Here is a 13214-nt window from a genome sequence, read left to right as displayed (position 1 = left end):
CGTCATGGTGGATGAGGGAGACCAGCAGCTTTTCGTGAACCGGTGGGGCGAAACGTCCGGCGCAGAGCCGGCTGGACGCGAGCCCTGCCAAGAGACCTGCCGCTGCTTCGACCAGCGCAAGCCGCACCCGCGTGCTCGGGTCGGCTTCCATGCCGAGCTACAAGACACCTCGGCTCCGGGCTGGCAGCACCTCCTTGAGCTCATCGACGAGGCAGCCGCCGACGGGCGGGAAGAGTTCCGTCCCCTTGTTGAGCTCAGCCCCCAGGAACGGCGGCAGGTCGTCACTCTGCCGCCGGCCATCCGCAAGCTGACCGCGGTCAAGCACCTCGTGCTCTACGGCAGCAACCTCGTCCGGCTCCCACCCGAAATCGGTGCGATGACCAGCCTGGAGGAGTTCACCCCTTACACCTCCTACCGGCTGCACTGGTTCCCCTACGAAATCACCAGATGCACCCGGCTCGTGAGGAGCACGGTCAGCACGCGTTCTCTGTTCGGAAACTACAAGCTGCGGGCACCGTTCCCCCGGCTGGCACCCGCTCTCAGCTCGGTCGCCGGCCTCGACACGACAGGCTTGGACGCACGTCGCTGGGGCACGACAGCCGTCTCATCATGCAGCGTCTGCGACCAACCCATAGAACAGGGCGGACTCCATCCGGTCTGGATCTCCTTGCTCGTGGCCACGGATGTCCTGCCTCTCCTGGTCAACGCATGCTCTCCGCAATGCGTGGCTGCCCTTCCCGAGGCGCCCCAGGACTACGTCCAATCCGCGCATACGGGCGGCCGGGTCAGTCAACCCGCAGCTGACTGGGACTGAACAGCAAGCGCCTCATCGCACAGGCAGGCGACATCAAATCTCAATGACTTGGATCTTCGTACTGCCGCCGCAGTGCCATCCGTCGTCATCGACAAACGCCTCCCGAAAAGGAAGACATAGCCACCCACCCATTCACAGAGACAGTCCTTCGCACGCATGCCCGCTGAAGATGTCTTCAGCGGGCATGCGTGTTCAGTTCGCGGCTGCGTGGGAAGTGTCGTCAGCCCTGGTCGAGCCAGGCTCTGAGGTTTTCACCTTCCCATTCGGACAGTTTTCCCTTTCCCATCACGTACTGGGCGTACCGGCGGATGACCGGGACCCGGTGCGGGTCGGGCAGGGCCAACACGGCCATGCACTGCTCGTACGTCGTGCCGATGATGACGACACTCCCCGACAAGGACATGGTGAGCAGCCCGCCCGTCCAGGGGCGGCAGGGGCCCGTGATCGTCGACGGGCTGTGTCCGGCGACGTTCCAGTTCTCGCCGAGCCGGACCCGGGCCCAGACCGAATCCGATTCTTCGTCGGCTCGCACACCGAGAAGGAATTCCCGTTCCTTCCCGAACAATCCGAACCGCGACGCTAGGCGGATCCATGCATCGTTGACATCACGAAGAGGGTCGGGGCTGCCGTACTGGATGATCTCATCCACCCGGCCGTCCTCCGGCCCGCACGAAGTCGCCAGGCCGACGACTGCCGGAGGGCAGGTCGTCACCGTCTCCGCGACTCCCACGAGGGAAATTCCGGAGGAGGCAAGAGCAGCCGACAATGCGTGCGTATCCATGATTTCCTTGATTATCACAGGCATCCGGCTTCGAACTGATTGAGATTGCCGTAGTTGTGGCCTCCATCGGGGCCGGGCGGGAACCACGCATACTTGTCCGGCTCGCCCGGCTTGGAGCGGACGACCAGACGGTACCCGTTGTCTCCCGGCCTGACGTCGTAGATCCTCGACGTCACCCGCTCATTGGCAGGAACGCCCGCATTCTCCGGAGTCGTCCCCCAGAACCTCCGCATCGACGGGCTGAGATCCCTTCCGGAGAAGAAATCGAGGGTCCCATCGGGGTTCCTGCGCTGAGGCCGGGTGCCGGCCAGTACATCCCGAGCCGCGTCGCTGACGAAGTTCGGCATCTCGCGGGGGGTTCTGCTGTTGTGCACCAGCAGCGGCACGGCGCCGGCGAGCACATAGTACGTGTGGAGGGAATTGACGGTGAGGTTGTAGGCCCCCTGGAGGGTCTTCCAGTGCCGCGTGCCGGAAATGCGAGCCGTGCTGTCGTCCGCAAGGCGGAGCTTCTCGCCGGTCTTGAGCGCGGCGGCCTCGGTCCACTTGCGGGTCGACTCGGACCAGAAAGGGTGGTTACCGGTGGCCGTGACGGAGGCTCCGCCGCGTGCGGGATCGAGGGTGATGTCCGTGAAGTCCCGGTCGTCTGGGGTATAGAGGGTAGCGTCGACCCGACGCGGTCCGGCGGCGTCGGTGACGGGGTCGGTGGCCTGGACCATGTCGCCCACACGGATCTTCTCGATGGCCTTGGCCGAGCCATCCCCCATGAGGACGCGCGTGCCCGCCGGGAAGCTGTTCGTGCTCACGCCACAGGTGAGTGCCCTTTTCCACAGGTTACCGAGCTGCTCGTACACTTCCTTTGACTTGGGGCCGAGGTTTTCGGCGTGCCGTGCCCACTTTTCCGGTGTAGTGGCCCAGCCCGCGAAGGGGATCATCGAGGCGCAGGCGAGTCCGGCGTTCATCCACAGGTCCTCGCCGCCTGTGGGCGAGAAGTGGTCGATAACCCCCTCGATTGCGTACAAGGCGCAGCTGGCGCCGTCTGCGGGCTCTCCGATACCCGGGAGCGTCCCGAAGCCGTCCAGCAAGGCGTGGGTGAGGTCGATCTGGAATCGAGCGTCTTCGAGTGACGTGATCCCGTTGATGGCCAGGGGGATCTTAATCCAGGCGGGCAGACGGTCGAAGGGGCTGTCTGTGGTGTCGGTTGCCTTGAAGCGGAGGGCTTCCTGGATATCTGCGAGGAATTGGTCGACCTGGTAGCGGTCGAGCGTAGTCCGGTATTTGTCTGCGGCTTCGTTTGCGCTGAGGCCAGCGTCAAGGGCCGATGTACGAGCCGATTCGGCTGCCTTGTAGGCGTCTTCGGCATATCCGACGGCAGTGACGAAACTCGCCTGGGCAGATGCAGCTGAGTCATCCGCCCTGCGGGCGCTGAAGGCAGCCTGGTCTTCGGCCTTGCGTGCGGTGGCGGCTGAAGCCAGGGCGTCGCTCGCGGACTGGTTGGCACGGTGGGCTGACTGCTGGGCCTCGTTGGCGTAGTCGGTGGCCTGCTTGCCGTAGGTTATTGCCTTCTGGGCGTGGCCCTTGGCCACGTCGGCGAAGCCCTGGGCCGTGGCCGCGGCCGTGGCGGCGTCGTAGGCGTCCTGGTACGCGGTGGCCGCGATACCACTGGCCTGCGCAATGATCCCCTGGACCTGGGCGATGTGGGCCGCAGTCAGTTGGTCTTTGCGTTTGGCGCGGTACTGGCCGGACTCTATGAAGGTGATCAGGTGGGTGTCGGGGCTGGCCAGTGCGGTCTCGGCCGCGGCCTTGAGCTGGGGGCCGCCGCCATCGGACAGTCGGACTGCCTCGACGCGGTAGTCCTCGATGCGTGCCCGGTGCTGCTTGGTGGTCAGGAAGTCGGTGAGGGCCTTGGGATTGGGATCGGCGAGGGCCGCCTTGACGGCGTCCTTGACACCATCCCCGCCCGCATCACCGATGCGGGTGACCTCGATGCGTTGGTCGGGGGCTGCGGCCTTGTACTGGCCTGCGGTGAGGAAGGTATGAACCTGAGCGGTGTCTCCCTTCATGGCTGCCGCCGCCGCGGTACGCACGTCTTCGTAGGGTGAGTCCTGCGAGAGGCGGTTGACCTGTTCGCGTTCGTCCTGCTCCTGTGCCTTCTTCCAGCCGATGCGGGCGTACTCCACGACAACGGCGTCGGCGCCGATGAGGGCCGCCTCCGCCGCGGATCGGCTCCATGACCCACGGGATTGGACGGCGGTCAGTGCCATCCTGCGTCCGGTGGCCGCGATCTGCGTTTCGTTGGCGCCGGGCTGGGCCGCCTGCTCGGCGAGCGTGGTGAAGGCGGCGTCGAGCTTGACCGCTGCCTGCTCAAGGCGGACGGCTTCGGCCGTGAGGAGTCTGGCTGCTTCCTTGGCGTCTCGGGCCAGGTTAACGGAGGCCGCAGTGCGTGCAGTGACCTCCTCAGCCTCGGTATTGCGGGCCGCCTCCTGGACGGACTGGGCCTGCTTGACGGCGCTGTCGGCGGCCTCGGCCGACTTGAGGGCCTGCTCGGCGTTGACCTTGGCCGCGTTGGCAGCCGCTTGCGCGTCGCCTGCGTGCTCGGCCGCCTTGAGGGCGGCCGCAGCCGCGTTACGGGCGTGGCCGGCGGCCGAACGGGCGGCGTCACGCGCCTGGCGAGCAGCAGCGACTGCGCCGGCCGCGTGGCCCTGGGCGGCGGCGGAAGCGCGCTTGGCCTCGGCGGCATGGCGGCGGGCCGAAGCTGCGGCAGCCTGCGCCTCGTCGGAGTTGACACCTGCCTCCTTGGCCCATTTACCGGAGGAGTCAGCCAAGTCGGCGCTGGCGAGCATGTCGTCGATGGCCTTCATCGACGCCACCAGAGCGACGTCGGCCTGCTCAAGCGTCTTGGCCATCGCTTCGGCCGAGTCAGCGATCTTCTCCGCCTGCTCGGCAGCCGTGAGGGCGTCGGCCGCGACCTTCGCGTTGACCTTGCCATGGGCGGCGGCGTCCCATGCCTGGGTCGCAGCGTGGGAGGCGTGCAGCGCCGCGTTGGAAGCATTGTGGGCGGCGATCGCCGCAGTCTGGGCAGCCGCGTTGGCCGCGCGGGCCGAGGCGATGGCCGACTTGGCGGCAGAGGCGGCGCGTCGGGCGGACTCTGCGGCGCGCCGTGAGGCGTCCGCAGCTTTGGCTGCATCGTTCTTCGCGGCCTCGGTCTCGGCGGCGGCCTTCGCGGTCTCCTCCTTGGCCAAGCGAGCCGAGTTCTTGGCCTTCTCGGCCTCTTCCAGCGCGCTCTTCTTGGCCTTCTCGGCCGCGACGCCGGCGTCCGCGGTCTGCTTGGCCAGCTGCGAGATCGTGGCGTGTTCCTGGTCCTGGGCCCGGGCGATGTACTGACCGTAGGTGAGGAAATCGCGGACGTCCTCGATGCCCGACTTAAGGGCGTCGGCGGCCGCACGCTTGGTGGCGGGGCCACCTGCGGATTCGATCTGCGTGACCCGCACTCGGGCGTCGTCGTCTCGCTGCTTGTACTGGCCCTCACTCAGGAAGGCGCGGATTCCCTCGATCGAACCGCGCATCGCCGCGTCGCCAACCTCGCGGACACCAGGTCCCCCGGCGTCGATGATGCGCGTCGCGTGAACGCGTTCGTCGTCTGCGAGGGGCTGCTTCCAGCCCTCCTGCATGAACGCGGCGAGATCCTGTGGCGTACCAGCCAGCGCTGTGGCGGCGGCCGCGCTGAGGCCGGGGCCGGCGTCGGTGACGAGTTTGAGCGCGGCCTCACGCAGGTCGAGTTCCTCGGCGACCTTCTGGCCGTTAGCGAGGTACTGGCGGACCTGCTCGTCGCTGCCGGCCAGTGCTGTGCCGGCGGTGGACTTGACGGAGGGTCCACCGGTCTTCCAGTGCTGGAGGACCTGCTCACGCTCCGTCAGCGGCGGGACGACCGGGCCTTCGGCGGCGGCGGGCGTCGCGGATATCAGGCCGGCGAGCAGAGCGAGCGGAAGCAGGCCTCGCGCGGCGCTTCTGACGCTCGCGATTCCTCTGCCCCGGGCTCGGGCCCACCGGTCTTGGTTATGACGCACGGAAAGGGCTCCCCTTGCTGGTCTGTTGATGCCGCCACGCGCGCGGGAAAGCCCCCTTGAGGGGGCAGTGGCGCCATTGCCAGTCGGCGCGCGCAGAGTGAGGGCCTGCCGCCTTCTGCGATTCGGCGTCCCCAGGCCGGAGGCGGCGGACCCGATCTCGGGCTTGCGGCCCGGTACAGATCTGCTTGATCACGAGCAGAGATCCACTCAGGGTCCGGATGGTTGTACACCAGAGTCAAGTCTTTCTCTCTTCGTTACATTCACTGCGCTGACCTGGACCGCTCTGCCCCTCCTGCCGCATGGCACCGGGTAGTTGTGGCTATGCTGCTCTACGGCCCCCAGGCGATCACGGCCGTCCGCAACGACGCGGTACGGTCCCCCATTTCCTTACGCCCTCCCCCTTCAGACGGTGAGGGCGTTGTCATGAAAGCGATCCCACACCAGTGCGCATACGCAGATGGCTGCCCGTAGCCACCGTCACCGCGGCCGTCGCCATGGGAATGCCCGTGCCGCTCGCCTCGGCAGCCGGCGAGACGCCGGCCAACGCCGACGCCCCCTATGTGCTCGAGGACGGGGCCTACCCCTACGGCAACGACATCCTGGCCGCCACGGGGGCCAGCCTGATCGCCGGTGACGGCAACATCACCCACACCAGCTGCTCCGGCCCGTTCCAGATCCAGGTGTGGGCGCGAAACCTGAAGACCAGCGAGTCCACGCTCTGCTTCAAGGCCGCCAACACGGGCTACCTGTCCGTTAACATCCCGCGCGCTTACCGCATCGAGACCGTCGCCCGGGACATCAAGGCCACCGTCTCGACCAGCGGAGCCACACAGACCCTGGACTTCCCCGCAGGCAGTGCCCAAGCAATCGGCGAGGGCACTGCCGCCGACCCCAAGCAGACCGTCCTGCTGGAAATGCGCGTCACCGGCTCCAGCACTCCGGCCGCGCAGCCGCCGACGGGCGACAATCCGCTGGCGTTCGCGGGCAAGCTGCAGATAGGCGACACCCGCTCCTGCACGGCGACGCTGGTCGACCCGCGCTGGGTGGTCACCGCCAAGAGCTGCTTTGCCGACAAGCCCTCCGAGAGCATTGATGTTCCGGCTGGAGCTCCCAAGCACAAGACCGTTCTGACCGTCGGCCGCGCCGACCTGGCCACCAGCGGCGGCCACACCACGCAGATCGTGGAACTCGTACCGCGCACGGACCGCGACCTGGTGATGGCCCGCCTCGACCAGCCCGCCTTCGATATCACCCCGGTGGCCGTGTCGGCGAAGGCGCCCGCCGCGGGTGAGGAACTCAGTCTGGCCGGCTTCGGCCGCACCCAGAGCGAATGGGCTCCCAGCAAGCTCCACACCGCCGCGTTCTCCGTTGGCAGCATCGCTGCGACCGGCTTCGACACCACGGCCAAGACTCCCGCCGACGCGGCCGTCTGCAAGGGCGACGCCGGCGGCTCCGCGGTACGCACCGAGAACGGCAAGGCTGCTCTCGTTGCGGTGAACAGCCGTTCCTGGCAGGGCGGCTGCCTCAACAGCAGCGAAACCCGTACCGGCGCCTACAGCACCCGTGTCGACGATCTCGGCCAGTGGATCGGCGACCTGCGCGCACGGCGTTCCGCTGCCGTGAACGAGGCCGGCGGCAGTGACCGGGTGCGCTGGGCCGACTTCGACGGCGACCGCAAGCCCGACTACGTCACCGTCGCCGACAACGGCGCGGTGTCGGTGTGGCTGAACAAGGGTGGCGACGTCGCCGGCGGAGGCGGCTGGCAGGAACTGGGCAAGGTAGCTGTCGGCACCACCGCCGACCGCAGCCGCGTCCGCCTGGTGGACTTCGACGGCGATGGCCGGTTCGACTACGTGGTCATCAACGCCAACGGCAGCGTGAATGTGTGGCTCAACCGCGGCGGTGACAAGCCCGGCTACGACGGCTGGGAGGACATTGGCCAGGTCGCGTCCGGCACCACTACCGACACCTCCAAGGTTCGCTTCGCGGACTGGGACGGCGACGGCCGCACCGACTACCTGACCTTCAACGACGCCAACAACGTCGACGTGTATCTCAACCGCGGTGGGGACAAGGTCGCCCCCTGGCAGCACGTCGGCAAGGTCACCACTGCCACCAACGACCGCAACCGGGTCCGGTTCGCGGACAACGACGGTGATGGCAAGGCCGACTACCACCTGATCAAGGCAGACGGGAAGGTCGACCTGTACCGCAACCGCGGCGGCGACGTCGTCGCCAACGGCTGGGAGGTGGTCGGACAGATCGCCAACGGCATCACTCTCGACCACACCAAGGTCCAGTTCGTCGACTTCACCGCCGACACCCACGCCGACTACATCCTCATGGGCGCTGACGGCAGCGCCATCGTCTACGCCTGGAACGGCGGTGACTCGGGCAACGGCTGGGCCAACCTCGGCAAGGCCGCCTACGGCGGCGTGTAGGCCAGAGGTGGTCTGACACAGCGGGCCCGTACGGCGGATGTGGATGTCCGCCGTACGGGTCCGCTTCGTTCAAGCGCCCATAGCGCGCCTGCGGTCGACGGCGCTCGCCCGCTCACGGGTACGGCCGCACCTCCACTTTCCCCTGACCTTCGGCAGCCGCCGGCTGGCCGCGCCGAATACGAGAAGGCACCGATTCATGAAGAAACTGACCGTCTCCCTCGCGCTGGCCGCCGCCCTCGCAGGCACAGTCCTGGCCACTCCCACCCCCGCATCGGCCAGGGCTGCCGAGGCATCCCCTCCGCACCCATTGAGAATCATGCCTCTGGGGGACTCGATCACCTTCGGTGAAGGCAGCTCCACCGGCGCCGGCTACCGGGGCCCTCTGTGGGACCTGATGGCCCAGCAGTCGCGCTACGCGCCGGACTTCGTCGGATCCGGCCGCTTCGGCAGCATCGCCGACCCCGATCACGAGGGTCACAGCGGCTATACCGTCGCCGGTGTCCGTGCCGGCATCGACCGGTGGCAGGCGGGAGCCGGCCCCGACATCGTGTTGCTGCATCTGGGCATCAACGACCTCAAAAATGACCACACCGACCCAGTGGTCGCCGCGCAGCAGTTGCTCGGCCTGGTCGACCGCGTCCGGGTCAACCAACCCCAGGTGACCGTCATCGTCCAGGGACTTCTCACCGACACGCCCGGCCTGGAGCAGCAGACCGCGGCGTTCAACGCCGTCGTACGCGCCGAGGAGGAGCCTCGCCAGGCTTCCGGGCAGCGTTTCCGCTATGTCGAGGCGCCCCGGATGGACGTGGCGGCTGATCTGCCCGACCGGCTGCACCCGTCCGATTCGGGATACCGGAAGATGGCGGCGGCCTTCCGTCCCGCGATCGACGCGGCCGTGGCCGACGGTTGGACGAGCCGTCCTGCACGCTCGCGTGCCGGCAACGAGGCCGGCGGGAGCGGTGCGCTGCGGTGGGCTGATTTCGACGGTGACGGCAAGCCCGACCACGTCACGATCGCCGAGAATGGCAGGGTGTCGGTGCGGCTGAACAGGGGCGGTGACGTGCCCGGTGGTGGTGGCTGGCAGGACTTGGGCCAGGTCGCCTATGGCACCACGCTCGACCGCAAGCGAGTGCGCCTGGCCGACTTCGACGGCGACGGCCGCTTCGACTACCTGGTCGTCAACTCCGACGGGTCCGTCAACGCGTGGATCAACAAGGGCGGCGACAAGGCCGGCTCCGCGGGCTGGCAGGAGATCGGCCAGGTGGCTACCGGGCTGACCGCGGATCTGACCAAAGTGCGTTTCGCCGACTGGGACGGCGACGGGCGCACCGACTACCTGCTGTTCAACGACGCCAACAACCTCGATGTCTGGCTCAATCACGGTGGCGACACCGCCGGCTCCAACGGGTGGCAGCACACCGGACGCGTCACGACCGCCACCCACGACCGCAACCGTGTCCGCTTCGCCGACAACGACGGCGACAACAAGGCCGACTACCACCTCATCCAGCCGGACGGAAAGGTCGACCTATACCGCAACCGCGGCGGCGATGTCGTCGGCGCGGGTGGCTGGACGGCCGCCGGACAGATCGCGACCGGCGTGACCACTGACCACACCAAGGTCCAGTTCGTCGACTTCAACGCCGACACCCACGCTGACTACATCCTCGCCGGCACCGACGGCAGCGCCGCCATCTACGCCTGGAACGGCGGCGACGCCGTCGGCTCCAACGGCTGGACCCACCTCGGTACCGTCACCGGCAGCGCGTCTGACTGAGGACACCGACGCCCGAACCAAGACCGAGGGTCCGGGCGCGGGCAGGACCCAACCGAGTGGCTCATCGTGGAGATCACCGACGCCTTCGCTATCTGGACTGAGGCCCACTCCGTGCACCCCCCTCTGCATCCGTCGCACGATCCCGAAGGAAGACGCATGTCGCACCACCGTCCGCGCACCCCGCGGATGACCGGACTCCTGGTCACCGCTACCGCAGTCACCGCCGGCTTCGCCTCTGCGAGCACCTCGCAAGCGGTTACCGGATCCGAAGCCCTGGCCGGCCAGCACCCCTACACCGTCAAGCTGCACATCGGCGACAAGGCGAACAGCCGCGCCTGCACCGGCTCGCTCATCGACGCGTACTGGGTCGCTACCGCCGCCAGTTGCTTCGCGGCTACGCCGGGGCAGCAGGTCCCCGCGGGCAAGCCCAGCCTGGCGACCGCGGCCACTCTCAGCAGCGGCCAGGCCGTCGAGATCACCGAAATAGCGCCGCGCGCGGACCGAGATCTGGTTTTGGCCCGCCTGGCCGTGCCCGCGACCGGTATCACCCCCGTCACACGGGCGAGCGCCGTCCCCGTCGCTGGCGCAGACCTGACCGCCGCCGGATTCGGGCGCACGAAGACCCAGTGGATTCCGGGCAATCTACACACGGGCACGTTCAACGTCAGCACCAGCGACACCACCACCCTCGCCGTCACCGGTAGGGGCACCGACTCCATCTGCAAGGGTGACACGGGCGGGCCTCTCCTGAACGCGGCTGGCGAACTCGTCGCTGTCAACTCCCGCTCCTGGCAGGGTGGCTGCCCCGGCACCGACCCCGCCGAGACCCGCACCGGAGCCATTGCCGCGCGCACCGACGACCTCGGCGAGTGGATCGCGAAGACCGCAGAGCCCCGACGCTCCGCTGCCGCGAACGAGGCCGGTGGCAGTGATCGGGTGCGTTGGGCCGACTTCGACGCTGACCGCAGGCCCGACTACATCACGATCGCCGACAACGGCACGGTCCACGTCTGGCTGAATCGCGGCGGCGACACGGGTGGAGGCTGGGAGACCGTGGGACAGGTCGCCTCCGGCACCACCACCGAACGCAACCGCGTACGCCTAGCGGACTTCGACGGTGACGGCAGGTTCGATTACCTCGTCATCAACGCCAACGGATCTGTCGACGCATGGCTCAACAAGGGCGGTGACAAGGTCGCACCGTGGCAGGGCATCGGCCAAGTAGCCGCCGGGATGACCACCGACGTGAGCAAGGTTCGCTTCGCGGACTGGGACGGCGACGGCCGCACCGACTATCTCCTCTTCAACGACGACGGCGCTGTGGATGTCTACCTCAACCGTGGGGGCGACAAGGTCGCACCCTGGCAGCACATCGGCCGCGTGACGACTGCCGCCAACGACCGCGGCCGGATCCGCTTCGCCGACAACGACGGCGACGGCAAGGCCGACTACCACTACGTCAAGCCCACCGGCGGCGTCGACCTCTACCTCAACCGTGGCGGCGACGTCGTCCCCGTCAACGGCTGGCAGTTCAAGGGCCAGATCGCGTCTGGGGTCACCACTGACCACACCAAGGTCCAGTTCGTCGACTTCAACGCCGACACCCACGCTGACTACATCCTCGCCGGCACCGACGGCAGCGCCACCGTCTACGGCTGGAACGGTGGCGACGCAACCGGCCCCAACGGCTGGATCGACATCGGCAAGGTCGCCCACGGCGGCGTCTAGGAATTCTCCGACTCCTCGATGCTCATGGCCGTTCAGGATTCAGGAAACTGCGGCCAGGAATGCCGGCCCCGACATTATGCGAGGCCTCTTCACCGACATCCGGCCTGGAGGAACCGGACCCACGAATATCCCGAAACGCGAGATCCCGACCAGCCTCGCCGCCCAACAGCCAATTGCATGACCGTCTGCCGCTAAGGAAGCCCGAGTGATACGCCACGTCAGCAAATCTGTGACCACCATGGCCGCAGTCGTCCTCCTCGCAGGTGCCAGCGTCACCGCCTACGCCGTCGCCCCGTCGGCTGCGGTCACCGCAGACGGTGCGGCCGCCATGCCGTACGCCGTCGAGGACTTCGCCGGCTACGTGCCAGGACCGGCGCCTGTGACGTTGGAAGCCACCTTCAACGACCCGGACAAGACGACAGAGCGTCCACACGGCGTCAGTCCCAGCGCGTGGGGCGACCAGAACGCCCTCCGCGACCAGCTGATCGACCTCATCCAGCGTGCGGAGAAGGGCTCACTCGTCCGCGGCTCCATGTACCTGTTCACCGACGACGAGGTCCGCAAGGCACTTCTCTCACGCAAGGGCGAGCTGCGGATCCAGCTGATTCTGGACGGGGACACGGTGGCCGCGGGAGGCGGCGAGTACCAGACGCTGAGCGAGGCACTGGGGAAGGTGGAGTACGGGCAGAGCGTCGACGCCGACACCGCCGGCTCGTTCGTCCTGGCCTGCCCACAGGACCGCGGATGCGTCGGCAACCGTGTCCTCCCCCCGGCGAGCGGTTCGGGTGAGGGCGAGTCCGCCATCAACCACAACAAGTTCTTCGTCTTCGAGAAGGTCGGCACCACCGCGAACGTGGTCTTCCAGTCCTCGGCGAACCTGACCACCAACCAGCGTGTGGGCATGTACAACAACGCCGTCACCATCCCCGACGCCGGGCTCTACCAGGAGTACAACCGCTACTGGAAGCAACTCCTCATGCACGGCTCCCAAGGCGCCGGCCTGGCGGACAACTACACGGCCAAGGACGTCGGCCCGTACAAGACGTACTTCTTCCCGCGAGTGGAGTCCGACAACGACACCGCCCTTGGTTCCCCCGTCGACCCGCGCAACGACGCGTCGAGCGACACAGTCGTCTCCCTCCTGAAGAACGTGGACTGCAAAGCCGTACCCACCACCCAGATCCGCATCGGTATGTACGCCTTCACCCGCACCCAGGTCGCGGAGAAGCTCCGTGACATGCGGGCCGCGGGATGCCAGGTTCACGTGGTACACAACGGGGACCCCGGCAACGTCGGCAGCACGGTCAAGAACGTCCTCACGACCGCCAAACTGAACAGCCTGAGCAAATGCCAGGGCACCGAGGCAGGTGGCACGGCTCGGGGCATCCACTCCAAGTACCTGCTCATCGACGGAACCTACCTGGGCACCGGCGGACGCAAGCTCATCTTCACCGGCAGCCACAACTACACGTACCCGAACCTGCGCTCCCAGGACGAAACCCTTCTGAAAATCGAGAACACCGCCCTCTACGAGAAGTTCCGCGAAAACTTCGACCAGACGGTCCTCGCCGGCGGGCACTGCCCTCCGGCATGACTCACGATTGGGTCT

The 13214-nt window shown here is 67.5% G+C and carries 7 protein-coding genes; 5 read left to right on the top strand and 2 right to left on the bottom strand.

Features of this window, described 5'->3' with window-relative positions; all coding sequences use genetic code 11:
• Nucleotides 1-4 precede the first annotated feature (4 nt).
• The gene (locus ACFWUQ_RS01655) at nucleotides 5-814 is read left to right on the top strand and encodes a leucine-rich repeat domain-containing protein (RefSeq protein WP_384531507.1); all 810 of its coding nucleotides are present in this window, start codon (nucleotides 5-7) and stop codon (nucleotides 812-814) included.
• Nucleotides 815-1034: 220 nt separating this feature from the next.
• Here ACFWUQ_RS01655 and ACFWUQ_RS01650 read toward each other — a convergent pair whose 3' ends face one another.
• On the bottom strand, nucleotides 1035-1595 hold the full coding sequence (locus ACFWUQ_RS01650; RefSeq protein WP_384531506.1) for a hypothetical protein: 561 nt from the start codon (nucleotides 1593-1595) through the stop codon (nucleotides 1035-1037).
• Between the two features lie 14 nt (nucleotides 1596-1609).
• Nucleotides 1610-5659, bottom strand: a complete 4050-nt coding sequence (locus ACFWUQ_RS01645) for a polymorphic toxin-type HINT domain-containing protein (protein WP_384531505.1) — start codon at nucleotides 5657-5659, stop codon at nucleotides 1610-1612.
• A 443-nt stretch (nucleotides 5660-6102) separates the two neighbouring features.
• Between ACFWUQ_RS01645 and ACFWUQ_RS01640 the strand changes: the two genes are divergently transcribed.
• From ACFWUQ_RS01640 to ACFWUQ_RS01625, 4 genes are all read left to right on the top strand, one after another.
• On the top strand, nucleotides 6103-8100 hold the full coding sequence (locus tag ACFWUQ_RS01640; RefSeq protein ID WP_384531504.1) for an FG-GAP-like repeat-containing protein: 1998 nt from the start codon (nucleotides 6103-6105) through the stop codon (nucleotides 8098-8100).
• 196 nt (nucleotides 8101-8296) lie between these two features.
• On the top strand, nucleotides 8297-9877 hold the full coding sequence (locus tag ACFWUQ_RS01635) for an FG-GAP-like repeat-containing protein (RefSeq protein WP_384531502.1): 1581 nt from the start codon (nucleotides 8297-8299) through the stop codon (nucleotides 9875-9877).
• Nucleotides 9878-10033: 156 nt separating this feature from the next.
• Nucleotides 10034-11605 carry an FG-GAP-like repeat-containing protein gene (locus tag ACFWUQ_RS01630; RefSeq protein WP_384531500.1) on the top strand — a complete coding sequence of 524 codons (1572 nt, stop codon included), beginning with the start codon at nucleotides 10034-10036 and terminating at the stop codon, nucleotides 11603-11605.
• 205 nt (nucleotides 11606-11810) lie between these two features.
• On the top strand, nucleotides 11811-13199 hold the full coding sequence (locus ACFWUQ_RS01625; RefSeq protein WP_384531498.1) for a phospholipase D-like domain-containing protein: 1389 nt from the start codon (nucleotides 11811-11813) through the stop codon (nucleotides 13197-13199).
• The last annotated feature ends 15 nt before the right edge of the window (nucleotides 13200-13214 follow it).

The sequence above is a fragment of the Streptomyces sp. NPDC058662 genome (assembly GCF_042716255.1).
GTDB lineage: Bacteria > Actinomycetota > Actinomycetes > Streptomycetales > Streptomycetaceae > Streptomyces.
This window is presented reverse-complemented; position numbering and strand designations above follow the sequence as displayed.